Source organism: Campylobacter sp. JMF_14 EL1, assembly GCF_027737585.1.
In the GTDB taxonomy this organism is placed as follows: Bacteria; Campylobacterota; Campylobacteria; order Campylobacterales; family Campylobacteraceae; genus Campylobacter_B.
Genome location: NZ_JAOVTW010000001.1, coordinates 394405 through 418933, shown reverse-complemented (window position 1 = coordinate 418933; position 24529 = coordinate 394405). Strand labels below are relative to the sequence as shown.

The 24529-nt window shown below is 39.8% G+C and carries 28 protein-coding genes and 1 tRNA gene; 15 read left to right on the top strand and 14 right to left on the bottom strand.

Going from position 1 to position 24529, the window contains the following annotated elements; translation table 11 throughout:
* Window positions 1-83: 83 nt before the first annotated feature.
* The 9 genes from OFN73_RS02115 to rpoD form a co-directional block, all read right to left on the bottom strand.
* Entirely contained in the window at window positions 84-974 is an 891-nt protein-coding gene (locus OFN73_RS02115; protein WP_270862024.1) for an NAD(P)H-dependent glycerol-3-phosphate dehydrogenase, read from the bottom strand.
* 129 nt (window positions 975-1103) lie between these two features.
* The gene (locus tag OFN73_RS02110; RefSeq protein WP_270862023.1) at window positions 1104-2183 is read right to left on the bottom strand and encodes a DUF3137 domain-containing protein; all 1080 of its coding nucleotides are present in this window, start codon (window positions 2181-2183) and stop codon (window positions 1104-1106) included.
* Window positions 2184-2298: 115 nt separating this feature from the next.
* A complete protein-coding gene (gene gatB / locus OFN73_RS02105; RefSeq protein WP_270862022.1) occupies window positions 2299-3717 on the bottom strand; it encodes an Asp-tRNA(Asn)/Glu-tRNA(Gln) amidotransferase subunit GatB in 1419 nt (472 codons plus the stop codon).
* A 109-nt stretch (window positions 3718-3826) separates the two neighbouring features.
* The gene (locus tag OFN73_RS02100) at window positions 3827-4012 is read right to left on the bottom strand and encodes a hypothetical protein (protein ID WP_270858237.1); all 186 of its coding nucleotides are present in this window, start codon (window positions 4010-4012) and stop codon (window positions 3827-3829) included.
* A 25-nt stretch (window positions 4013-4037) separates the two neighbouring features.
* Window positions 4038-4721 carry a F0F1 ATP synthase subunit A gene (locus tag OFN73_RS02095; protein ID WP_270858236.1) on the bottom strand — a complete coding sequence of 228 codons (684 nt, stop codon included), beginning with the start codon at window positions 4719-4721 and terminating at the stop codon, window positions 4038-4040.
* Window positions 4722-4799: 78 nt separating this feature from the next.
* Window positions 4800-6134, bottom strand: a complete 1335-nt coding sequence (locus OFN73_RS02090; protein WP_270862021.1) for a coproporphyrinogen III oxidase family protein — start codon at window positions 6132-6134, stop codon at window positions 4800-4802.
* Window positions 6135-6198: 64 nt separating this feature from the next.
* A complete protein-coding gene (locus tag OFN73_RS02085) occupies window positions 6199-6537 on the bottom strand; it encodes an AzlD domain-containing protein (protein ID WP_270862020.1) in 339 nt (112 codons plus the stop codon).
* Between the two features lie 2 nt (window positions 6538-6539).
* Window positions 6540-7247 (bottom strand): AzlC family ABC transporter permease, encoded by a 708-nt coding sequence (locus OFN73_RS02080; RefSeq protein WP_270862019.1) that lies wholly within the window; start codon window positions 7245-7247, stop codon window positions 6540-6542.
* A 43-nt stretch (window positions 7248-7290) separates the two neighbouring features.
* A complete protein-coding gene (gene rpoD, locus OFN73_RS02075; protein WP_270858232.1) occupies window positions 7291-9168 on the bottom strand; it encodes an RNA polymerase sigma factor RpoD in 1878 nt (625 codons plus the stop codon).
* Between the two features lie 231 nt (window positions 9169-9399).
* Here rpoD and OFN73_RS02070 point away from each other — a divergent pair, with 231 nt between their 5' ends.
* From OFN73_RS02070 to OFN73_RS02010, 13 genes are all read left to right on the top strand, one after another.
* Complete coding sequence (locus tag OFN73_RS02070; RefSeq protein WP_270862018.1) at window positions 9400-9879, top strand: 3-isopropylmalate dehydratase small subunit; 480 nt, start codon at window positions 9400-9402, stop codon at window positions 9877-9879.
* Between the two features lie 12 nt (window positions 9880-9891).
* Window positions 9892-10962 (top strand): 3-isopropylmalate dehydrogenase, encoded by a 1071-nt coding sequence (gene leuB / locus OFN73_RS02065; protein WP_270862017.1) that lies wholly within the window; start codon window positions 9892-9894, stop codon window positions 10960-10962.
* 12 nt (window positions 10963-10974) lie between these two features.
* Window positions 10975-11220 carry a hypothetical protein gene (locus OFN73_RS02060; protein WP_270858229.1) on the top strand — a complete coding sequence of 82 codons (246 nt, stop codon included), beginning with the start codon at window positions 10975-10977 and terminating at the stop codon, window positions 11218-11220.
* Complete coding sequence (locus OFN73_RS02055; RefSeq protein WP_270862016.1) at window positions 11210-11638, top strand: CiaD-like domain-containing protein; 429 nt, start codon at window positions 11210-11212, stop codon at window positions 11636-11638. The genes OFN73_RS02060 and OFN73_RS02055 overlap by 11 nt, the downstream gene beginning before the upstream one ends.
* Window positions 11619-12725 (top strand): CCA tRNA nucleotidyltransferase, encoded by a 1107-nt coding sequence (locus tag OFN73_RS02050; RefSeq protein WP_270862015.1) that lies wholly within the window; start codon window positions 11619-11621, stop codon window positions 12723-12725. The genes OFN73_RS02055 and OFN73_RS02050 overlap by 20 nt, the downstream gene beginning before the upstream one ends.
* Complete coding sequence (locus OFN73_RS02045; RefSeq protein ID WP_270862014.1) at window positions 12706-13275, top strand: hypothetical protein; 570 nt, start codon at window positions 12706-12708, stop codon at window positions 13273-13275. The genes OFN73_RS02050 and OFN73_RS02045 overlap by 20 nt, the downstream gene beginning before the upstream one ends.
* Window positions 13276-13354: 79 nt before the next feature.
* A complete protein-coding gene (locus tag OFN73_RS02040; RefSeq protein ID WP_270862013.1) occupies window positions 13355-13843 on the top strand; it encodes a tRNA (cytidine(34)-2'-O)-methyltransferase in 489 nt (162 codons plus the stop codon).
* Window positions 13831-15177: an endonuclease/exonuclease/phosphatase family protein gene (locus OFN73_RS02035; RefSeq protein WP_270862012.1), complete on the top strand. Its 1347-nt coding sequence runs from the start codon at window positions 13831-13833 to the stop codon at window positions 15175-15177. The genes OFN73_RS02040 and OFN73_RS02035 overlap by 13 nt, the downstream gene beginning before the upstream one ends.
* Window positions 15174-15308, top strand: a complete 135-nt coding sequence (locus OFN73_RS02030) for a hypothetical protein (RefSeq protein ID WP_270862011.1) — start codon at window positions 15174-15176, stop codon at window positions 15306-15308. The genes OFN73_RS02035 and OFN73_RS02030 overlap by 4 nt, the downstream gene beginning before the upstream one ends.
* Window positions 15292-17310, top strand: coding sequence for a glycine--tRNA ligase subunit beta (gene glyS, locus OFN73_RS02025; protein WP_270862010.1), 2019 nt, complete (start codon window positions 15292-15294; stop codon window positions 17308-17310). Before OFN73_RS02030 ends, glyS begins: the two co-directional genes overlap by 17 nt.
* A 20-nt stretch (window positions 17311-17330) precedes the next feature.
* A complete protein-coding gene (locus OFN73_RS02020) occupies window positions 17331-17723 on the top strand; it encodes a DUF4878 domain-containing protein (RefSeq protein WP_270862009.1) in 393 nt (130 codons plus the stop codon).
* Between the two features lie 16 nt (window positions 17724-17739).
* A complete protein-coding gene (locus tag OFN73_RS02015; RefSeq protein WP_270862008.1) occupies window positions 17740-18129 on the top strand; it encodes a DUF4878 domain-containing protein in 390 nt (129 codons plus the stop codon).
* A 3-nt stretch (window positions 18130-18132) separates the two neighbouring features.
* Window positions 18133-18771, top strand: a complete 639-nt coding sequence (locus OFN73_RS02010) for a YiiX/YebB-like N1pC/P60 family cysteine hydrolase (protein ID WP_270862007.1) — start codon at window positions 18133-18135, stop codon at window positions 18769-18771.
* 121 nt (window positions 18772-18892) lie between these two features.
* Here the strand turns inward: OFN73_RS02010 and OFN73_RS02005 are convergent, their stop codons facing one another.
* The 4 genes from OFN73_RS02005 to OFN73_RS01990 all read right to left on the bottom strand — a co-directional run bounded on the left by OFN73_RS02005 (window position 18893) and on the right by OFN73_RS01990 (window position 22084).
* Window positions 18893-19942, bottom strand: coding sequence for a cytochrome-c peroxidase (locus OFN73_RS02005; RefSeq protein ID WP_270858218.1), 1050 nt, complete (start codon window positions 19940-19942; stop codon window positions 18893-18895).
* A gap of 177 nt (window positions 19943-20119) precedes the next feature.
* A complete protein-coding gene (locus tag OFN73_RS02000) occupies window positions 20120-20839 on the bottom strand; it encodes a metallophosphoesterase family protein (protein ID WP_270862006.1) in 720 nt (239 codons plus the stop codon).
* 198 nt (window positions 20840-21037) lie between these two features.
* Window positions 21038-21113, bottom strand: a tRNA-Lys gene (locus OFN73_RS01995).
* A 161-nt stretch (window positions 21114-21274) separates the two neighbouring features.
* Window positions 21275-22084, bottom strand: a complete 810-nt coding sequence (locus OFN73_RS01990; protein WP_270862005.1) for a lipid-binding SYLF domain-containing protein — start codon at window positions 22082-22084, stop codon at window positions 21275-21277.
* 110 nt (window positions 22085-22194) lie between these two features.
* Between OFN73_RS01990 and OFN73_RS01985 the strand changes: the two genes are divergently transcribed.
* Complete coding sequence (locus OFN73_RS01985; RefSeq protein WP_270862004.1) at window positions 22195-23007, top strand: M23 family metallopeptidase; 813 nt, start codon at window positions 22195-22197, stop codon at window positions 23005-23007.
* On the top strand, window positions 23000-23878 hold the full coding sequence (locus OFN73_RS01980) for a hypothetical protein (protein ID WP_270862003.1): 879 nt from the start codon (window positions 23000-23002) through the stop codon (window positions 23876-23878). The genes OFN73_RS01985 and OFN73_RS01980 overlap by 8 nt, the downstream gene beginning before the upstream one ends.
* 26 nt (window positions 23879-23904) lie before the next feature.
* Here OFN73_RS01980 and OFN73_RS01975 read toward each other — a convergent pair whose 3' ends face one another.
* Complete coding sequence (locus OFN73_RS01975; RefSeq protein ID WP_270862002.1) at window positions 23905-24504, bottom strand: LysE family translocator; 600 nt, start codon at window positions 24502-24504, stop codon at window positions 23905-23907.
* Between the last annotated feature and the right edge of the window lie 25 nt (window positions 24505-24529).

Here is a 24529-nt window from a genome sequence, read left to right as displayed (position 1 = left end):
CTCGCTCGCAATGACACTTAAAAGCGAAATTTCGGTGCAGTATCCTAAAATTTGCGAAGCGAAATTTAAAATTTCACTAAATTTTAGTGTTTTTTCAGCAAATCTTGCAGGCTCTCTTTGACATTTTTTCCGTCTAAAATTTTGCCTACTTCGCTCGAAATCGGCGTGTAAATCCCATGCTCTTTGGCGATTTTTTCGACTGCGCGCGCAGTATATACCCCCTCTGCGACCTCGCCAAGTTCGCTTAAAATTTGCTCCAAGCTTTTGTTTTTAGCTAGGCCTAGCCCTACGCGGTAGTTGCGCGAAAGCTCGCTAGAAGCGGTCAAAAACAGATCGCCAACCCCGCTAAGTCCTAAAAATGTGTCGTCCTGCGCGCCAAAAAACTTGCCAAATCGTGCGATTTCGACGATTCCGCGCGCGATGAGGCTGGCTCTGGCGTTATTTCCTAGCCCCAGCCCGTCGCAAATCCCGCTGGCTATGGCGATGACATTTTTATACGCGCCACAGATTTCTGCGCCGATGACATCGGTGCTGGCGTAGGTTTTCATGTATGGCGGGAAAAGCTCTGCGATCGCTTCGGCGAGGGCGAGGTTTGTCGAGCTTACCACGAGGGCGCAAGGCAGTTTGCGCGTAACTTCGCTCGCAAATGAGGGGCCTGAGAGGTAGGCGAGGTTTTGCGCGCTCGTGTGGCGCTCGAAAATCTCGTTTAAAAACCTGCCGCTGCTGGCCTCGATGCCCTTTGAGGCGACTAGGATTTTTTGGTTTTTGTTTGTGAAATTATGGGCTAAAAACTCCGCCGTGTGCTGAGCGGCGATGACAAATACTAGCATTTCGCAATCCAAGGCTTCTTCGATACTGACGAAATTTGGCAAATTTCGCGGTGTGCGCGAGGTGATGACGCACTCGTTTTTTTCGCTCAAAGCGTCACATAACGCACTCCCCCATTTACCTGCACCGATGATTGCTATTTTCATAAATTCACTTCCAAATTTAAAATAAACATACGAATTTACCCAAAATTTGATAAAAAAATAATCAAAATTTGGATTTTTTGTGAAAAATAAAGATTTAGATTAATATTTATATTTGTGTGATAATTAAAGCTAAATTTTCCAAATTTTGGTGTTTAAATTTAGTATTTTTACTATCGATAAAAAATTTGCAAATTCTTTTATTATAGTTGTTGCTGTTTGAGTGGCGCTTATATCGATATTTGGCTCAAAACTATCTTTTTTGGTGTCAATAAAAATATAAATTTTGCTTTTGAAAAAACTTACTATTATAGGAGAATTAAAAATTTGCCTTAATTGTGTAAGTCGTTGCATAAAAGCGGGACTTAGAATATACATTGCATTTTGCACATCATTTGAATATACATCAAAGAATTTATTAAATTCTGTATCGTCCATAGTGATTTTATCGCTTACAAAACCATAATCTTGCAATTTATATTTTTTTGTTGTTATAAAAGTCGTGAATTTAACTTTTTTGTTAAATTCAGCATAAAAAAATATGCCAAAAGTAGAAAAATTTATACTATTATGCACCATTATATCGGATAGTTCAAATTCTATATTATCGACTTTCCCGCTGATTTTATCATCGCCACCCGAAATTTCTTTTGTGCCAAAAATTAGACTATTTCTTATAAATTTTAAATTGATATTTCCTTTGGTTTCATACTCATACCCTTCTTTTAAAAACATAGGCTTTAAATATTTTAATTTAAATGCTTTTTTGTATTCTGCTATCTTATCGTTTTTTGCTAGGTTAAAAAACGCCAAATACGACACAAACATAGCAAATAAAGTAAGATATATCGCAGTAATATATGGAAAATCTACTTTGGTATATTGTGCTAACCCAAAAAATAATATATAAGGTAAAAATAAAAAAAACATTTCCTTCATTATTATAAATTTTCTTTCATCTCTTAGATATATATAAGCAAGAAATATTGCAAAAACTATGACAGAAATAACATCTATTGTAGGATTTATAGCAACGGTAATGTCAAATTTTTGATTTTGCTTATAAGCTAAGTTAAAAAATCCAAGCGCAAGCTGATTATAAGAAATAAGTATAATAGGGATTAACAATGTATATAAAAAATATTTTATTTTTAATTTATGAATTTCTTTTAAAATTTTTATTCTTAAATTTTCTAGTTCGTTAATATCCAAATTTTCTCACTTTGGTTTCAGTTTAAAAAATTTCACGCTTTTAAGAGTGGTGCATTTATCGTGCGTGAGCGAAAAAGCGTGAAATTTTTAATTTAATCCGTTTAAGTCTGGGAATTTAGAGTTTCGCCTTCAAAAGCTCATTTACTTTTGCTGGATTAAACGCTCCCTTGCCTTCCTTCATAACCTGTCCGACAAAAAAGCCAAAAAGCTTATCTTTTCCGCTTTTGTATTCTGCGACTTTGTCCGCGTTTGCGTTTAAAACTGCGTCGATTATAGCGATTATCGCGCCGTCATCGCTAACTTGTTTTAAGCCAAGTTTTTCGATTACGCTATCGACACTTTCATCATTTTCCATTAAGAAATCAAGCACATCTTTTGCCGCTTTTTGGCTGATTGTGCCGTCTTCAATGCGGGTTAAAAGCTCGTTCATTTTCGCGCTATCAACAGGGCTGTTTTCGATAGTTACGCCGTTTTTAAGGCGGCCGTTTAGCTCGACATTTAGCCATGTTACGCATAGTTTTGGCTCGCGCCCTGCGTTAATCAAATCCTCGAAATACTTCGCATTTTCATAGGTTGAGATGATGACTTCCGCGTCCTTTGGTTTGATACCAAGCTTTTCGACATAGCGAACTTTTTTCTCATCAGGCAGTTCAGGGATATTTTGCCCCTCTTTCATCATCTCATCATCGACTATCACAGTTAGCAAATCAGGATCAGGGAAATAGCGATATTCTGCGCTATCTTCCTTGCTTCTCATTGATTTGGTTACAAATTTATTCGTATCAAAAAGTCTAGTTTCTTGATAAACTAGCTCGTCGTATTTGCCATCTTCCCAAGCTGAAATTTGGCGATTTACTTCATATTCTATGGCTTTTTGGATAAATTTAAATGAATTTAAATTTTTAATTTCAACGCGAGTGTAGAGTTTATCATCGCCCTTTGGACGAATTGAGACATTTACATCACAGCGGAAAGAGCCTTCTTGCATATTTGCGTCGCTGATATTTAAAAAGCGCAAAATCGAGTGTAGTTTTTTCAGGTAAGCCACAGCCTCATCGCTAGAACGCATATCCGGCTCACTTACGATTTCAAGTAGCGGCGTGCCGGTGCGGTTTAGATCGACTAGGCTTCTGCCGTTTTCGTGGCTGTTTTTACCCGCGTCCTCTTCTAGGTGCGCGCGTGTGATACCTATGCGTTTTTCATTTCCGTCAATATTTATAAAAAGTTCGCCATTTTCGACGATAGGGATTGTAAATTGTGAAATTTGATACGCTTTTGGCAAATCAGGGTAGAAATAGTTTTTTCTATCGAAAATCGACTTGCGATTTATGGTCGCATTGACCGCGGTGCCAAAGCTTATGGCTTTGATAACAGCTGCTTTATTTAGCACAGGAAGTGCGCCCGGCAGGGCTAGGCAAGTAGGGCAAACATGGGTATTTGCCTTATCTCCGAAGCTAGTGGCGCATGAGCAAAAAATCTTGGTTTTTGTATTTAATTGACAATGAACTTCAAGTCCGATTATGGTTTCAAACATAAATTTTACCTTTAAAACAAAATTCTGTGATTTTACTACTAATTAAATTTGAAATCGGTTAAATTTTGAAAATTTCAGCCCAAAATTTGGCGAAATTTGAGGTTAAATTTTACTTTTTGTTTTCTAATTGCTCTTTTAAATCGAGCAAATCGACTAAAAGGCAGGTGATGATGACGCACACGACCCCAGGAGCTGTGCAGATTAGCAGAAATTTAAGACCCAAAAAATAAAATGCAGGATATGAAAAAAAGATAAACGCACCGACGAATATAAGTCCGAACGATGCGCCTACCAAAAAGTATAAAAAATTGCGTTTAAAATTAATGCTCATCAACTACTACGGCGCCAGCTAGATAAACATAGCTAAGAACCATAAAAATAAAAGTTTGCAAAATCGCCATAAAGGTTAGTAGCGCATAAGGCACCATAGGCACGAGTGCAGGAAATAGCGTAAGCATAACCAAAAGGAACATATCATCGCCCTTGATATTTCCGAAAAGACGGAAAGACAGCGACACAACGCGCGCGAAGTGTGAGATAAGCTCGACGATAAACATAAATGGCGCAAGAGCCTTTACTGGACCCATGAAGTGTTTGAAATATCCCACGACACCGTGCTCTCTAATACCCTCGAAATGGTAATAAAACCACACACAAAGTGTCAAAGAAAGTGTCAAATTTAGGCTAGAAGTAGGGGATTCAAAACCAGGAATTAGACCGATAATATTGCTTAAAAATACAACCAAACCAAGAGTTGCTACAAGTGGGAGATATTTTTTGGCTCTTTCTTCGCTACCCATTGTGTCCTTTCCGATAGATAAAACACCGCCGACATAAGCCTCAGCGATATTTTGCATACCGTGTGGGACGAGTTGAAGTGAGCGAGTAGAAAAAATCGCAATAGCTATAATGATAGCAACTACTAAAAAGAAATAAAATAGATAAATAAAAGTGTGGTCGTAAGTAAATAAACTACCAGCGAACAAGAATATGTCTTTTAACATAAATTACCTTTTGGGATTAAAATTTTGCGCACATTTTACCTTTTTAATCGTTAAATTTGGTTTAAAATTTGAGCGAATTTAAGCAATTTGTTGCGCATTTTGCACTTCTTCTTCCATAATCGCAATATGCTTTGCGTGCTTGATTTTAGCGTCATCTTTGAAGGTCGCTCTGACCTTATCCATGCCAGTGTAAAACTCCTTCATCAAAATCACGCAAAGATATTTTCCAAACTGCGTCGTAATGATTTTACCACCTTCCACTCTGATTGCGTTTGAAAGCCTAAGTAGCGAGATTTCGCGCCCTAGCTCTTTGCGTAAATTTATGCCGTTTGCGCTTTGGAATTTTGCCATGTCAATCTCGCCGTTAAAAAGCTCGGTCAAAAATATATATTTTGCCCTCTCGCTCTCGCTAAAATCGCATGTGGCAATCACTGTGCTTTTGCCCTCTTTGATACGAGCTGAATAATCGCTTAGGTTGAAAGCGTTTATCAAAAGTCTGCCGTCCAAAAAGCTAAACGCACCGCTTCCAATGCCCAAATATTCGTGGTTTGCGCCCACATACTCATCGGCGATATTTGAGCTTTCTCTCGCAAATGCCCATGAGTTGTTTTTGTGCCACGAGCTAAATTCATCGCAGATTATTTTGTAAAATTCCTCTTCGTTATCCACACTGCTTATACCTAAATTTCGCGCGATTTGATCGCGCATTAGAGGTGATTTCATTAGCGGATACATGGTGATTTGCTCTGGATTTACGGATTTTGCCATAGCGATGTCGTGGAGTAAATTCTCTTTTGTTTGAAAAGGGAAATTAAAAATCAAATCAAGGCTTAAAATCGGCAACACCCCAACCGCCTTGCTTAGTTTTTCGCGCAAAACCTCGCCACTGCCGAATTTCTCATATCTCGCAGCCTTGCGCAAAATTTCATCATCGAAGCTTTGCACGCCCACGCTTAATCTATCGATTAGCCCACGAAACCTTGCTAGCGAGGCAGGGTCGATGTGGTTAGGGTCGCTTTCGCATGAAATTTCCTCGATATTAAAAAGCGATTTTGCAAGCTCCAATGTGCGTAAAAGCTCGTCTTCGTCGATTAAGGTTGTGCCACCTCCGACATAAAGTGTTTTGAAATCATACCCTGCCTCTTTCGTGCGACGCATTTCTGTTCTAAGTGCGCTAAAATAGGCTTTGCAGGCGTCTTTGTCATAGGCGTATTTGTGAAACGAGCAATACGGACAAAATGTGTGGCAAAACGGCACATGCATGTAGAGCATGTAGTTTTTCGCTAGATCTGGGATTTTCTCTATATTTTGGTCAGAAATGTCGATTCTAAGGGAATTATAAAGTGAATTTTGCATTGTTTTACTAGCATATTTTTTGGCAAAATTTTGGATTAAATTCGTGATTATTTGCATAAAGCTTAAACCTTCTTTAAAATAAAAAATTAACTTTTAAATTTAGCGAAATTTATCTTAAAATTCATATAAATCGCAGAAAAATCGTGTATAAAAGCGTCGGAACTGCGATTGTAATCAGTGAATTTCTAAATTTAGCGTGCGCCAAAAACGAGAGCGCCAGACAAAACACGAGCCCGCAAATAGTGGCGAAAAATGCGGTATTTTCGCCATTTTCGTTAAATTTTGGAATCATAGTTTTTAGCGCATAAATCATAAGCATTATCATAATCACAAGCCCAGAGTTTTTTTGCAGATACACGAGCGTGGGGTTTTTGCTCTTTTTTTTAAAGAGCCAAAACGGCAAAAATCTAGTTAGCACGGTAGCTATGCTAGCCATTGCGATATATGCGAAAATCTCCATTACTAGCCTCGCTCAAAAAATTTGCGAAATGCTAAAAGCGCAAAAATCGCGCAAAGCAGTGTGCCAAAAAGATAGTATTTCACAGGGAATACAAACAGCCCCGCAAACGCGCAAATAAGGCTAAAAATCAAAATTTTATGCTGTGGGTTTGATTTAAACATTTCGTAACTTAGCATCGCAAAAAGCGCCACAAGGCTAAATTCAACCCCGCTAAAATCGACATTTAAACTAGCTCCAAGGATTGATCCAATCGCCACACCGCTAATCCAATACGAGTGGTTAAAAACAGCTGTGAGATTATAAATCAGCCCTAACTCGCGCGCTCTTTGTTCGCTAATGCCATTTTTGCGCTCATCATCGCTTAGAAAAACGCGAGTTTTAAGCAGGGCAAATGTTTCATCAGTAAGCGCATAAATGGGATAAATTTTGCGTGGGATTGCGCGCAGTTCGTCGATGAGCGACATTGTGTAGAAAAAATGGCGAAAATTTAGCAAAAACGAGATGATAAAGGTATCTATCAGCGAGGCACCAGTTACGATAAACGCCACCAGCACGAACTCCACGCTCCCTGCATAGACTAGCACGCTAGTTATCATCATTACCCAAAACTCCAATCCCTGCGAAATGCCGTAAATTCCAAACGCGATTCCAAGCGGAATATAGCCTAACATAACCGGTATTGTGGATTTGAAAATTTCGAATTTGCTCATAAGACGGAGTAAAATTTCGCCCAGAAAGGGCGAAATTTAAATTTTAAGATTCAATGTAGGTTTTGAGTTTGCGACCGATTTTTGGGTGTTTTAGCTTTTTGATCGCAGAACTTTCGATTTGGCGCACGCGCTCTCTGGTGATATTTAGCTCTTTGCCGATTTCCTCTAAGGTGCGGTCGCTCTCATCGTCTAATAACCCAAATCTCATGCGAATCACCGTGCGCTCGCGATCGTTTAACTGCTCTAAAATATCGTCGATTTGCTCTTTTAAATCTGATTTTAGAATTTGCTCGATTGGCGAGATTGAGTTTTTATCCTCGACAAAATCGCCGAATTTACCGTCGTCTTCGTTGCCGATTGGCGCTTCTAGGCTGATTGGCTCTTTTGTGATTTTGATGACTTGCTTGACCTTATCCACGCTAAGTCCCACTTCCTCGGCTATGACATTGATGTCTGGTTCTTTGCCGCCTTCTTGGATATATTTGCGTGTGATTTTGTTTATGCGATTGATAGTTTCAATCATGTGGATTGGGATACGGATTGTGCGGGCTTGATCGGCGATTGCGCGCGATATGGCTTGGCGTATCCACCATGTGGCGTATGTAGAAAATTTGTATCCTCTGCGATACTCGAATTTATCCACAGCCTTCATAAGTCCGATATTTCCCTCTTGGATTAGATCCAAAAACGGCAATCCGCGGTTTGTGTAGCGTTTGGCGATACTCACAACTAGGCGCAAATTTGACTTTGCCATGCGCGCTTTTGCGTTATCGCTTATGCGTTTGCCACGCTTGATTTGCTCTAAAATTTCTTTTAGTCTCTCAGGTTCTAAGTTGAAGCTTTTTTTGCTTGCCTCTTTTGTCAAAAATAGCTTTTTGATATCCACATAAGTCGATACCATAGTGGCTTCTGGCACACGGGCGATGATATCTTCTTTGCTTAGTTTTGTTATGTCTTTTAGGATTTTTTCGTGGTTTTCACGAAGTTCTTGGCTAAACATTGGAAGCTTGTATTCTAGGCGTTTTAGCTCTTTGTCAAACCCTGCGTCGCTTTTAAGGGCTGTTTCCATTGATTTTACGATTTCGGTAATTAGCTTGCTAGTTGGACCCAAATCCATAAGTTTTTCTTTTAAAATTTTCTTTTTAAATGCCAAATTTAGCTTAGATAGTGTGTCGTTGCTATCTTTGATTTGTTCGGCGTTTTTTTCGGCAAATCTCATCCACTCTTTTTTGGCTTTGTCTAGGGCTTTGAAGCTTTCGATGACTTTTAGAGTGCGTTTGTCGTTTTTCTTAGGGGCTTTTTTGACCTCTTTTTCCTCGTCTTCGCCCTCGCTCTCATCATCACTAAAATCATCGTCGATTTCCTCGTCCTCAGCTCCCTCTTCGTCGCTATCATCAAAGCTTTTGAAAAGCTCTTTTACGCGGCGTTCGCGGTTGATTAAAGGCTCTTTGTAATCCAAAATAAAGTCGATTAGGTATGGCACAGAGCAAAACGCATCGATGATGATATCCTCGCCAAGCTCGATTTTTTTGCTGATTTCTATTTCGCCGTCTTTGGTCAGAAGCGGGATTTGTCCCATTTCGCGCAGATACATACGCACTGGGCTATCAGAACGCGACCACTCCAAAAGCTCGACATCATTTGAGATATCAAAATCATCGTCCCAGCCCTCGTCAAGTAGCCTTTTTTGGGTAGCTTCTTTTAATTTTGCATCCTCGATATTTCGGATTTTTGAAATTTCAGCAGCCGAAATAAGCTCCACATCGTATTTTTTGATAAGAGTTTCGATTTTTTTTACGACAGCTGTCTTTGGAGCTATATCGAAAAATTTAATCAATCTTTCAAAGGTTATGTAGCTTTTTTGGTTTTCCTCAAAAAATTGTTCAAGTGTAGAGTTAAGTTCTTTTGCTGATACTGCCATCAAATCTCCTTGTCTGCAAAAATAACCTTTAATTATACCCAAATTTTATAAAGCAAAACTTAAATTTATAAAAAATTCCCAAATTTAGGGCAAAATTTGAAAATTTAAAATTTGGCTGAATTTTTAAAATTTTGCAAAATTCATACGCTGTTTTTTGGCTAAATTGATTTAAATTTAATCTAAGTTTTGCTAAAATTAAAAGTTTATTTTAAAACTGAAAAGGTGAAAATTATGGCAAAAGTATGGAAGTTTGCAGACAATATCGACACGGACATCATCATCGCGGCTAGATATTTGAATACATCTGATGCAGATGTGCTTGCAAAGCACATTATGGAGGACGCTGACAAGGATTTTTATAACAAAATTTCGCAAGGCGACATCATCGTAGCTGGTAAAAATTTTGGTTGTGGCAGCAGTAGAGAGCACGCTCCAATGGCGCTAAAAGCGGCAGGTATTTCGTGCGTAATCGCGAAAAATTTCGCTAGGATTTTTTATCGCAACAGCTTCAATATGGGGCTTTTGATTTTAGAGTGCGACCAAACTGATGAAATTGACGAAGGCGATGAGCTAAAAATCGATTTGGATAAGGGAATAATCCAAAATTTGACCCAAAATACGCAGTATAAATTCGGCGCAATTCCACCATTTATGCAAAAACTGCTAAATGCAGGTGGCGCGATAAATTATGCGAAATCTCAAATGAAATAATTAAGGAAATTTATGAAAACTTATAATGTTTGCGTCATAAAAGGCGATGGAATCGGCCCTGAAATCGTGGAAGAAGCGGTTAAGGTTTTAGATAGTGTGAGCCATAAATTTGGCTTTGAGTTAAATTTCGACTACCATTTAATGGGCGGTTGCGCTGTCGATATTTTCGGCGTTCCGCTCCCTGATGAGACACTAAATGCCGCCAAAGCAAGCGACGCTGTGCTTTTTGGAGCGATTGGCGGGGCTAAATGGGACAATTTAGCGCGACATTTGCGCCCTGAAAGCGGACTTTTAAAACTTAGAAAAGAGCTTGGTGCGTTTGCAAACCTGCGCCCGGCAATCATTTTTGATGAATTAATCAACGCTTCCACTCTTAAACCAGAGACCGTCAAAGGCGTGGATATCTTGGTCGTGCGCGAGCTAACGGGCGGAATTTACTTCGGACAACCACGCGAAAAACACGAAAAAAGCGCATTTAACACTATGGTTTATAGCTACGAAGAGATCGAGCGAGTATCGAAAATCGCCTTTGAAGCAGCGATGAAACGGGGCAAAAAAATCACCCTAGTCGATAAGGCAAATGTGCTAGAAACAAGCCAGCTTTGGCGTGAAGTAGTCGCGGAGGTGGCAAAATCATACCCAGAAGTTTCGGTCGAGCAAATGTATGTCGATAACGCTGCAATGCAACTCGTGCGCGATCCTAAGCAGTTCGATGTGCTACTAACCGAGAATTTATTCGGCGATATTTTAAGCGATGAGGCGAGTATGATTTGTGGCTCGATTGGACTTTTGCCAAGTGCAAGTATCGGTGGCAAGGTAGGAATCTACGAGCCGATTCACGGCTCTGCGCCTGATATCGCAGGTCAAGGAATCGCAAATCCGATCGCAACCATAATGAGTGCTGCGATGATGCTACGATACGCATTTAATGAGGTCGAAGCGGCGCAGTGTATCGAAAACGCCGTGAAATCGGTCTTGCGCGACGGATACCGCACCAAAGATATAGCGAAATTTGACGCCAAAGAGATTTGCTCTACTAGCGAAATTGGCTCTATTATCAGCGATTATACGCATAAATTTTAATCTGGGCGCAAAATGGGCGAAGCGATAGAAGAAATCCTAAAAATGGAGCGTGAGGGCGATTTTTACGGTGCTTTGGCACTTGCTCGCACGCTCTTGCGCGTAGATCCAAACGACAGCGACGCTAGGGTGGCATTTGCCAGAGTGAGATTAAATCACAGGATAAAAAGTGGTGTAAATATGCAAATGAGCGAGATTTTCCTAAGTCCTGGCGGGCATAAAAATCGTGAGCTTAAAAGGTGGCTAATAAATGGATTATGAGAACGAATTTAACGATATCATTAACGCTGTAAAAAGCGAAATCAAAGCGCAAAAACAGGTGCAAAATTCGCAAAATTTGCAAAATTCTGCCGGCACGGTGAGTTTTGCTGAGTTTATCGAGCACTCAAACGATGAATTGAGCGCTGATTTAAACAGCGACGAGATTGCGCAAAATTTGGGCGATGATGATAGCTTGAATTTTAGCGAGATGAATTTTAATGCTCCTAAAAGCAAAGCTAGCGCAAATAGCGATGAGGTGGCGTTTTTAAGCGCGGTTAGGGAGCGGATATTGGTGCTTTTTGAGGGGCTAAATTCCTTCGATAGCGCAGATATCGAGGCTAGGGTCGAGCTGAATTTGAAATTTATGGAATTTTTACTTGCGAGTATCGAAAACAGACTTGAAAATCTATCAAAATAGCGATTTTATCGCTATTTTTGATCTTCTTAAAAAATATACAAAAAGAGTGTATTTCGTCGGCGGTTTCGTGCGCGATTTTTTCTTGGGGCGCGAAAGTGGCGACATCGACATCGAAGTTTATGATATAAATCCTCAAAAATTTAGCGAAATTATGGGCGAGCTTGGCGCACTTGGGACTGGAAAGCAGTTTTTCGTCTATAAATTTCACAATTTTGACATTGCTTTGCCTCGCACCGAAAACAAGGTCGGAGTGGGGCACAAAGCCTTTGAAGTCGCCCTTGCAAATGACGAAAAAATCGGTGCTAGGCGCAGGGATTTTACGATAAATTCGATGATGATAAATATTTTTAGTGGCGAGGTGCTGGATTTTTACGGCGGGTTAAATGATTTAAAGGCTCGAATTTTGCGCGTTGTCGATGAAAAAAGCTTCGTCGAAGATAGCCTAAGAGTGTATCGTGGGGTGCAGTTTGCGGCGCGGTTTGGCTTCGATATCGAGCCAAAAAGTTTGGAATTAATGCGCCAAATCGATACTTCTGATTTGAGTGTGGAGCGGATTTGCGCTGAGCTAATCAAGCTTTTTAGGGCTAAATTTCAGGGTTTGGGGCTAAAAATTTTACACGATTTGGGGCTGTTTGAGAAAATTTTTGGCGTGCAAATTTCGCGGGAGCGGTGCGCAAAAATCGCAAATTTTATCGATAATGGGCGGAAATTTGTAAGCGACGAGGCGTTTTTTTTATACGCTGTTTTAAATTTGCTAAACTTAGACAAAAAGCAAATTTTAGAAAATTTAAAGCTAAATTCGCATTTTAAGCGCATTATAAACGAGCCGTTTTATAAAAAAATTGATAATGAAAAACTAATGCAAATTTCACTGCAAATGCCGATAAATTCGTGGCTGGGTGCGTATAACCAAACTCGCATAAATCGCGCCAAAGCACTTGGAGTGTATGAGCAAAAATTTATTTCAAAAGTAAAAAGCGAAGCCGTCATAAATGACGGATTTAAGGGCAAAGAAATTGCAGTTGAAATAGCCCGCCGACAAAGAGACGAGATAAGGAAATTTTTAGATGATAAAAACGCTTTTTAAGCATACGATGAAATTTTTTGAAGCTGTGTTTATTGGTTGGGCTGTTCTTTTAGGATTGATTTTGCTGTTATTTTTATTTTTTTATGTATATGCTAAAATAAGTTTGTCGTATGGGGATTTTATGTCAGTAAAAAAGCACAACAGTGCAGAAATTTCTAAATTATTTAGCACAGAAAACCCAAAATCATTGTTGCTGTATCGCAGTAAAACATCGTATGGTAAAGTTTGCTATGTAAATTTTCTAAAATTAGAAAATAATTATTCTTTTACAGAAGATTTTATTTCAAAAAAAGGATATGAAAAAGTTTCTGAAACAAAATGCCACTCAATAGCGAATTTGACGGGTGCTTCTACAAAATTTGCTGCACCAAATTTTACTTATTTAAATAACAAGGAATTTTTGGTTTGGGGCTCGACGGAAAATCTACATATTTCGGCATTGAACGATAATATGGGGCAGGTTTGGCGAGATGGTCGTGATGAGCACGAGATTATATTTTACCCAGATAAAAATATAGTTCAAAAAAATACTCTGCAACCTTACAGATAGTCATTATTCTTTAAAAAAGCGTAAATTTAGCCTTATTTTAGTAAAATTGTCAGTTTAAATTTTGATTTTAAGAGAGTATATGTTTAATATCGTTTTAGTAAATCCCGAAATCCACACAAACACAGGCTCGATTGGGCGCATGTGTGTGAATTGTGGCTGTTGTTTGCACCTAATCAAACCGCTTGGCTTTGTTATCGATGACAAGCATTTGCGTAGAGCGGGCCTTGATTACTGGGCGAATTTGGATTTGAGAGTTTGGGAGAGCTGGGACGAATTTTACGCGGCAAACGAGGCGCACAAAGAGCGATTTTTCTTCGCTACGACCAAGACAAACAAGCTGTATTACGAGGCAAAATTTAGGGAGGGCGATTTTATATTTTTTGGCGCAGAAGGTCATGGTTTGCCACTTGATATAATGAGAATAAATCGTGAAAATTGTATAACAATTCCCATGACTGCGCTTGGGCGAAGTCTAAATTTGGCCACGAGCGTGGGCATTATCACATACGAGGCGATTCGCCAAAATTTGGGTGAATTTGATTTTAGGAGCGAGATTTGCGAATTTTAGCCCTTCTTTTCGTCGCACTCGCACTCTTTGGCGCAGAGCTGAAAATCGCCACTTACAATGTCGAAAATCTCTTTGACGGCGAAAACAACGGCAACGAATACGAGGATTTCCGCCTAGAATCAGGCAAATGGAACAAGACAAAATATAAAGAAAAATTAAATAAAATTGCGAGCGAAATTTTAGAGATAAACGCCGATATAATCGCACTTCAAGAGATTGAAAACGAAGGCGTTTTAAAGGCTCTTGCTAACAAAACGCAGTATAAATTTTATAAATTTTCAAACCCCAAATCAGCCCCAGCTGGCGTGGCGGTGCTATCAAAAATCCCGATAATTTCGAGCGAGTATTATCGTATGAGTAGCGTCAAAACTCGTGATATTTTAAGAGCGGATTTCGAGTTTGAGGGGGCGAGATTTAGCGTCTATGCCCTGCACATGCTTTCTGCACGCAATCCTATCGGGGATAGAAAAAAGAGTTTTGATTTTTTAGCAAGTGTCATAAAAAACAAAAAAAATAGCGTGATTTTGGGCGATTTTAACACCGGCATTGGCAAAAATTCGCTTTTAAACGAAATTTTAAGCGAGGGCAAATTTGTCGATTTGTGGAGCGATAATGTCTGCTTCGCAAATAAACTAATCGTGTGCAAATCCCATGATAGCGGGGCTTTGCTAGATCATATTTTACTTAGCGATGATTTTTTTGGCAAGGCAAAATTTGGCTATAAAAAAGGCTCGTTTAAGGCCGAAAGCGTGGCACAAAGCTCTGATCATATCGCGCTTAGCTTTGTTTTAAGCAGTGAAAAAATTTCGCCAAACAAACCTAAAAGCTTAGCCGTGCAAAACCCAAATTTAGAGTTAAAAGAGGCGCAAATTTCTGAAATTTACGGCGATGTAAATTCTGCCCCATTTATCCTAAAAAACGCAGTCGTAACCTACACTGACAAGCACGGAAGTGCGATTTCACAAGGTAGCAAGGGCGTGTTTGTGTATGGGCTAAGTGGCGTTAGCGTGGGCGATAGGCTAGATCTTGCCGTGCAAAAAGCCAAAATTTATAGGAAGAAATTCGAACTTAGCGAGGCAAAAATCCTCAAAAACCACGGAAATATCGGCAGTATCGAAAAATACACGCTAAAAGAGATTAACTACCACACCATCTCTCCGGGCGATGTCGTAGCGCAAATCTGGGGCGATGTGACGGACGGGCAAATCGTGGTAAATGGGCGAAAATATAAAATTTATTCCAAAAAAGGCAAAATCAAAAATCAAAAAAATGCAAAATTTAACAATGCGTATTTTACGATTTATGATGAGCAAAAGGAGTTTATAGTTCAATGATACACACGCTTATGATGACCGCATTTGTGCTGTTTATGGCGTTTTTGGTCATCGGGTTTAACAAACAAATGATAGAAAAAAATAATAAACGAAATCAAGAAAAGGAAGAAAAAAATGAAATTACTTATTGAAATTGGAGTTGAAGAACTCCCAGCAATCCCGTTTTTGAAGGAATACAAAAACATTGCGCCAAAATGGAGTGCGGTTTTGGAAAAATACCGATTGCAAAGCGAATTTAGCTTCGAATTTACCCCTCGCAGATTTGTCATCTGCCACGAAAATTTCGCTAGCACACAAAGCGACAGCCTCATTGTCCAAACTGGCGCACCAAAATCAGTTGCCCTAAAAGACGGCGCATGGAGCAAGGCTGCGCTAAGCTTTGCTAGCAAATGTGGAATTAGCGAGAGTGAATTGAAATTCAAAGAAATTGACGGCAAAGAGGTTTTATATTTCGAAAGTGTGCAAAAAGGCGAGCCTAGCAAAAGCGTGCTAGGTGCGATGATTGAGGAGTTTTTGGGTAGTTTAAATTTCGGTAGAGCTATGCGCTGGGGCGAGGGCAAATTCGAGTTTATCCGCCCACTTCGAAGTGTGGCTTGCTTGCTAGGAAATGATAGCGTGGAGTTTGAAATTTACGGCGTAAAAAGCGAGCTAGCGTTTTTCCCGCACAGAAGCTTTGGCTATGAAAAGGTGAAATTTACTAGCGCAGAGGAATATTTCTCGCTTTTGGAAAAACACGGCGTGATTTTAAGCGCACAAAAACGCAAAGAAAAAATCCTAGCCGAATTTAAAGAAATCGAGAGCGCAAATGGCGTTACAATCGAAATCGATGAGGATTTGCTAAGCGAGGTTGTCGCCATTACCGAGCACCCAACCGCGCTACTTGGCAGTTTCGAGGCTGAGTTTTTGGCGGTGCCAAAAGAGGTAATCATCACTTCGATGAAGGAAAATCAACGCTATTTCCCAGTTTTCAAAAATGGCAAGTTAAGCAATCATTTCGTCGTCGCAAGCAACGCAATCACCGATGATAACAGCCTAATCGTGCGTGGAAATGAGAAAGTTTTGCGCGCAAGATTAAGCGATGCGATGTTTTTTTGGCAAAGCGATCTAAAATCAGGGCTAAATCCAGAAAAACTAAAAAGCGTTTCGTATCTAAGCGGGCTTGGCTCGATTTATGATAAGCAAGTCCGTGAAATCTCTGTCGCAAAAGAGATTGCTAAATTTTGGGATAAAGAGCTAAGAGCTGAGTTTGGTGGGGATTACACTGACGCGCTAGAAGAGGCGATAATGCTTAGCAAGGCGGATTTGGTTAGCACTATGGTGGGCGAATTTAGCGAGTTGCAAGGCATTATGGGAAGCTACTACGCCGCGCATGCGGGCAAAGACAAGCTAATCTCGCGCGCGATTTATGAGCAATACCTGCCAAATTCCGAGGACAGCGAGCTTCCTGTGGGCGTGTTTTCGTCACTCGTGGGGGTTGCTACGAAATTTGAAAGCTTAGCAGGTCTATTTAGCATAAATAAAATTCCAAGCGGAAATAAAGACCCTTACGCACTGCGCCGCGCGGCCGCTGGTGTGATAAAAATCGCTCAAAATATAGGCTTAAACCTCGATATTAAGGCGTTAGCGGAGGCAATCGCACCAAATTATGCAAAATTTGACCAAGATAAATTAACTGACTTTATCAAAGACCGCCTTTATGCGATTTATGAGGTAAATCCGTCGATTATCAAAGCTTGCATAAATAGCGGTAGCAACGATATCGTAAAATTAGGTAGAGCAATTAATGCGCTTGATGAGATTAGCGCAAGTGCCGAATTTAAGGAGAATTTTGCCACTTTTAAACGCCTAGCAAATATCATAAAAGATGAAAAAATCGGCGCAGTCGATGAGGGGCTATTTGAAAATGAAGCTGAAAAGGCGCTAAATGAAGCGTTTGGCAAGGTGAAATTCGAGGGCGATTATAAGGCGTATTTAAATTCGCTTTTTGCCTTAAAAGGCGAAATTGACCAGTTTTTCGACAATGTTATGATAAATGCAGATGATGCGAAAATCAAAGCAAATCGTATCGCAAATATCGGTCAAATTTACAATGCGTTTTTGCGTGTGGCTGATATCAAAGAGATTAGTTTTTAAATTTTAATAAAGGGGTAAAAATGAAAAGGTTAATTTTAGCGTTTTTTGCTATGTTTTTTCTAATTGGTTGTGGTGGCGGTAGTGTCGATGATACGGTAAAGGGCTTTTTGGAAGCAGGGTATGCTGGCGATACAAAAACAGCCGCAAGCCTTATTTATCTTAGCAAAGAAGATATGCAAGATGAAAGTGTCAAGCCTGCATTAGAGGGCAAAGTGGGTATGTTGGTAGATGAGGCTATGCAAGTAGCCAAAAAACATAACGGTCTAAAATCGATTGAAATCATAGATAAAAATCTCGGCGAGGATGTCGGCACGGTGAAAGTGCGGATAGTTTTTAAAGATGGCAAAACGATAGATGATATGATGAAAGTGCGCAAAAATCACAAAGGCGAGTGGAAGGTGAATATTTTCTAAATTTTAAGGAGTAGTGATGAAAAGGTTATTTTCAGCGATTATAATGTTAGTTTTTGTGGGTTGTGGCGAAGGTCCTGAGGAAGTGGTAAAAAGCTATGTCGATTTGATAGGGTGCAAAGGAGATATTGAAAAAGGCGCGAGCCTAGTGTATCTAAGCGAAAGCCAAATGAAAGACGAGGCTACAAAGCGCAAGGTAGAGAGCAAGCTAGACTCGATGTCAGGCACCACCACAAGAGACGCTATGAGGCGCGGAGGGTGCAAAACAATCGAGATCACCGATAAAAATATCGGCAAAGACGCTGGCAGAATGAAGGTCAAAATCACCTTTGGCGACGGCACTACCGAAGAACTTGACGCCAGGGTGCGCAAAAATCATCAAGGCGATTGGAAGGTAGTATGGCGATAGTTTATGAAATTTAAAATTTCGCTTTTTATTTTTTTGGGATTTGCGCTTTTTTTGGCGGTGCAAATCCCGCAAATCCGCCAAAATTTACCGCAATTTTTCCAAGACAAAAGCTTAAAATTTCAAACCCTAAATTTGCAAAATTTAATAAATTTGCCAAATTTAGCGCCCGGCGATCTGGTTTTTCGCCTAGGCGATGAGTTTGATAGCGCGCTAATCGCGCAAATGAGCGAGTGGAAGTATTCGCATGTGGGGGTAGTGATAGATACTGCGCCGACGCGAATCCTGCACGCGATCAGCGACAAGCGATACGCTCAAAACAGCGTCGTGATAAGCTCGCTAGATGAGTTTGTATCTCGTGCGCGTAAATTTGGCGTAGCAAGGATAAATTTTTTAAGCGCACAAGAGAAGCGAGATTTGATAAATTCGCTAAATTTGCGCGTGGGCGAGGAGTTTGTTTTGGCAAAATCGACTGAGCCAAATTTATATTGCACCACGCTAATCGAGCATGAAATTTTTAAAATTTATCCAAATTTTGCCCCCGCTTACACCTATATTGACGCGCCGTTTTTTCGTGGCGAGTATCTATTTCCGCGCGCATTTGCCGAGTTTAATGGCACCCAGATGATTTACGAGAGCGAGTGAAATTTCGCCATAAAATTTAGCAAGTAAAATTTAATCATAAAATTTAGTGGGAAAATTCGGGTATAAAAAAAGCTTGCCAAATTTGGCAAGCTTTGTGTGTCCGACGAGAATTTATAAAACCTTAGTAATCTAACTCTGGTTTTGGAGTAGCATCTGTTCTAGCTGGCAATACTGGGTATTTTAGAGCTGCATCAGGTAGTTTTCCGCTTAGAGCGTTGAAGAAAGTAACGATCTTGTTTGCTTCATCATCGCTGATTTCGATACCTAATTGAACGCTACCCATTGCTTTAACAGCGTCTTTTAGTGACCAGATTGCGCCATTGTGGAAATATGGTGCAGTATCTACGATATTTCTTAGAACTGGTGCTTTAACCATACCGTTAGCATCGCCTTTGAAATCGCCAACATTAGCGAATTCGTATTTGCCTGCTACTTCGAACGGTTGCATTGTGCCGCCTAGGTTGATTCCATTGTGGCAAGATACACAACCTTTATCGATAAATGTTTTTAGACCCTCTTTTTCGGCGTCAGTTAGGGCTTTTGAGTCGCCGTTTAAGAACTCATCATATCTTGATGGAGTTACAAGTGTTCTTTCGAAAATTCCCACTGTTGTAGCGAATAGATCGAAAGTGATTTTTGTATCTTTGCCATAAGCATCTTGGAATTCTTTAACATAGCCAGGGATTGAGTTAAGTAGTTTTTCTACGCTCTCAGGAGTTGCAGCCATTTCAGGAGCAGCTGTTGCTGGACCTGCTGCTTGCTCAGCTAGGTGAGCTGCACGACCATCCCAGAATTGCGCTGAGTTGAACACTGAGTTTAGTGTTGTAGGCGCATTGATATGGTGTGGGTTTGGAGTCCATTTGTGACCTGTTGAAGCTGGAACGCCGTCAGTTCCGCCGATTGCTAGGTTGTGGCAGGTATTACAGCTGATTATTCCACTTCTTGAAATTCTTGGGTCAAAATATAATTTTTTACCAAGTTCAACTCTTTTGTCAGTTGTTGGGAAATCTTTTGCATCTGGTGCTGCACTCTCTGCTAGTTTTGCGATTTCAGCAGCAGTTTTAGGTAGTGCTTGTAGGCCACTATCTTTTGCAAGTTTTGCCAAATCGTCAGCTGCGAATACTGAGCTAGCAACAACTACTGAACTAAGTAATAAAAACTTAACTTTCATTTTCCTCTCCTTTAAAAAAATGTAAATGGATTTTAAAATTTATTAAATAAAAAGTTACTTAAAAATTTAAGCGAAATAATAAAAATTCTTAAAAAAAAAAAAGATATAATTTATCGCAAAAAGGTGCTAGAACATAAAAAAATTACAAAATTTTATTAATTTAAGTTTTTTTTAAATTTAAAGCCGAATTTCTTCGATTTCTTGATAAATCACCCGAAATTTATCATCAATTTTAAAATCCTCGTGAAAATGCCCAAAATACCACTTTTTGAACTGGGTTTTGTCGTAAAAATCCTGCAAAATTTTCGAATTTACATCATCAATTTTCGCCGCCATTGATAGTTTTATCACGCGCGGTATGACAAATCTGGGGCAGGTGTGCGTGATGATGATATCGACATTAAAGCCGTGTTTTGCGAGGTTTGCGTTCGCTTCGCAGATATCGGCCTGGCTTATCATTTCGCCCTCCCACCACGAGACCCCAAGCTCTCGCATATCTCTATCGATACTAAGCGCGCCACCCATGGTGAAAATTTTGCGCCCTGCGATCTCATAGACTTGCCCCCTCATTAAATGATACACGCTTTGCGAAATTTTATGCACTTTGCCGCCAGCAAATTCGCTGATTTCATAGGCGTTTAATCGGTCGAAATTTTCATGGTTGCCGTCGATGAAAAGCGTGGTAAATTTACGCTCATTGAAGTATTTTAGCCACTGTTCTTCGCGTGCGTCGCTTTGAAACATATTCCAAACAAAGCCAAAATCCCCAGCGATGATTAAAAAATCATCTTTGCAAAGCGCACTTTCGAATTTTTCGAATTTCTTAAATCGCGCCATTTCGCCGCTAAACCCGCGCCAGCCGCCGTGTGTATCGCCTGTGATAAAAATTCTATTCATTGCCTGCCTTTTTAAATTTTTGTTTGATTTTTGCTTTTGCGATATTTATTTTATGTGCAAAATCCAAAATTTATGGAATTTTCATTATGTTTTAAATTTTGTATTTACCAAAATACTGACCCAAAAAACGATTACAACTATAAAATTGAAATTTTTGTATTTTATCGGAAACGAAATAAAGCTCAAAGGAAAATTTGGTGGTGTCCCGTGCAGGCTTCGAACCTGCGGCCCTCTGATTAAGAGTCAGATGCTCTACCAACTGAGCTAACGAGACACGAACTCGTATTTTATTCATATATATATAAAAAATAGGTTAAATTTGGCAGAATTTTCGAAAATTTGATTAAATTTAAACGATTTGTTGTTTAGCGTGAAATTTCATAGATAAATTTAATGAATTTTAGGCTCCCTTAGCGAGAGCCTAAATTTGAGAAATTATTTTTTTGTTTGAGTTTTGCTTGCTTTTGCGCCTTTTTTGTAAGGGCGGTCAGAAACGATTGGTTTGCCATCAGCGTATTTTTTCTCAATTTTTGCAAACTCATAATTTGCGCCTACATTTTTAGCTGAGCGGACATTGCCCATTGTTAGGTATTTATAAAGAACATTTTTTAGGTTTTTAGTGTGTTCTGTATTGCGTGGAGAATCGTTTAAAATATCCTCGTAAGCGTAAATTCTCTCATAATAATCGTTTGTTAGTTGATCATCGATTGTGATACGACCACTATCGATTGTTACGCCAGCATACAAACCTGTTTGCTCGCCTGGGGTTGCAATCCATGCTGAAATATCAGGTAAATCAGTAGCGCGACCAGCTTTCGCACCGTGTCCGCCAAATGCTGCACCAGCGCTTACTTCTAGTGTATCAGCGCCTGTGAATACATCTTGGTAAGATTTAGTTGTGTGGAAAAGTAGCACAACATCGCTTGTCTCGTATCCTGCTTGGATACCTACGCCAAAGCCTTTGTATTTGATGAAAATCGGAGCACTCCATGTGCCATCAGCATTTTTTACGCTAAAAATTCCATCGCCGTATTGGATAGAAGCGCCAGCTGCTAGGCGTTTGACATCTGTTAGGATTGCTACTGCTTTTGCGCCTTGTAGATATTTTTGATCTACATGGAAACCGCTAGATGCGCCAAATGATCTCATAACATTAGTCGCTGCGATGACTTCTTGATTTGCTACGACATCAGCGTGCAAAAAACTAGAAACTACAAATGAAGCAATTAATAAAAATTTTTTCATATGTTTAATCCTTTTAAAATAGAAATTTAGTTATTATAACAGCAATTTCATTTTTTTTAGCTAATTTTTAACAAAAAATTGATGAAAAATAACAAATTTTTGGGAAAATAATGAAAATTTTGGCGATTTTAGCATTATGCGCGGTTAAAATTTTTGCTTTATCGATAGTAAATGGTGAAGCAATTGTTTTGAAATTTAACAAAAACACGAGTGAAATTTTAGCAAATGGTAAAAAAATTCCCCTTGTAAATTCACTGAGTAGTGATGAAAAAATTGCAATCATCGCTGCAAATTACAGAGCCAAAAACGATATCAAACTCAAAATCACCCAAGATGGCAAAACCACAACCGAGATTATAAATTTAATCAAAGGCGATTACAAAAGCGAGGCATTTTCTGTCGCTCCGTCTAAGGTAAAACCGCCAAAAGAGGCCAAAGCTCGCATAGAGCGCGAACTAGCCGAAGCAAACAAAATTTACGCTAAAACTACGCCAAAAATTTTATTACAAAAACCTTTTTTATTACCTTCAAATGCTAAAATTACATCCGCATTTGGCAATGCGCGCACCTTTAATGGCGAGCTGAAAAGCTACCACTCGGGCACGGATTATCGCGCTGCTATGGGCACAGATGTGCATAGCGTGGGCGAGGGCGTGGTCGTGATAGCAAAGGACAGATATTATGCTGGTGGTTCTGTGGTGATAGACCATGGTGCTGGCATGTATTCGCAGTATTATCATTTAAGTAAAATTTTGGTAAAAGTAGGTGATAAAATAGGCGGTGGCGATAAGCTAGGGCTAAGCGGTGCTAGCGGGCGCGTGAGTGGGCCACATTTGCACTTTGGGATCGCTATAAATGGTGTGAGTGTGAATCCTTTGGATTTTATAAATAAATTTAATAAAGTGGTGTTTGAAAATGAGTGAAAACAAAAAATTAACCCCAAAAGAGTTGATAAAAGAGTTAATCGAAGGTAGCGAATATACGCTCAAAGACTCGGTAAAAGGGCGCGTGCGCATAGTAGGGCGAGATAAAAAAATCATAAATTTCCTCCCAAGACAATTTGGCGTAGAGAGCCTCAATGACAAAATGAGCCTAAGCCCAGAACAAATCGAAAAAATCAAGGCAAATTTCTTATCTATTTTGCGCGAGGGAGCCAAACCAGCCGCGAGTGCTGGGATCACTGGCGAGGCTAGCATGGAGCAGGATTTGCAAAGTGCTACAAAAAAATCGGTCAAAAGCAAGCCGAAATTTAACCTAGCGTCTAAAAATAAAACCTTGCAAGAAATTTACGAGGGCTCGAAAACAGCTGCCGCTAAGTCGCAGAGCAAAAGCGCACAGTATTTCACGCCAGTGGCCGTGCGCAAGAAAAACACAAAAATCCCGTGCAAGGTGAGAATTTCGTTTTTGCGCAAAAGTTGCAGTGACGAAAAATTAGGAATCCTAGCTAGGGTAAAAATTCCGCTTTTAATGGAAAATTTCGGATTAAATGATGTCATAAACTCATCTGAACACGCGCAAATGGCGAAAAAAATGGTTCGCACAATCGCGAATTTGTATGTCGCCAAAGATTTGCGTGGCGTGCGCATAGAGGGCCCTGTGTGTCTATCTATGGGCTTTAAAAGCCAAATGGCAGATATCAGCAACCACGCCTTTGTTTTCAAACTCATCGAGGATACTTTGGTAAATAACCGCGTCATTACAGACGATAACGCTAGCGTCGTCAAAGAGATAAAAATGTATAAACAAGACGAATTTGACGGCGTTTTGGTCGATATTTTAAAGACAGATAGATAATCGCTTCAAAATTTAATCGCTTAAATTTAAGCGATTAAATTTTTCACCACTCCCCAAAGAAGTTTTGCAGCATAAAACACCAAAATCGCCGTAGAAATGTAAGCAAACGCCCTAGCCACGCTATCTGGCAGGCGCGCTCTGTTTTTATAGATCACAAGCGGAAAAAGTGTAATCCACGATAAAATCGCTACAAAAAGCCCCAGTAGCGAGAGAGCGAAATTTTCGCTACTTACGCTAGCGGAGACACTGAGCCAAAACATAATCACATAAGGATTTAGCAAATTTAGAAAAAAGCCTTTTGAGTAAATTTTGGCGTGCGTGCCAAGCTCGACGCTTTTGATTTCAGGTGTGTTGCGCGCGCTTTTGTAAATTCCATACGCAATGTATAGCAAAAAACACGCCCCAAACACCGAAATAATCGCAAATACAAGCGGAATTTTAGCAAGTTGCGAAATCCCAAATGCGCTAAGTGCTAGATAAGCCATATCCGCACTCATTGCGCCAAGCCCCAAACAAAGGGCTTTTGTGTAGCTTTGCAGCGCGTAAGACATAATCAAAACATTAATCGGACCGATTGGCACACTCACGCCAAAGCCCATTAAAATGCCGTTTATAAAGGCGTTCATCAATTTCCTTTAAATTTTTAGTGTG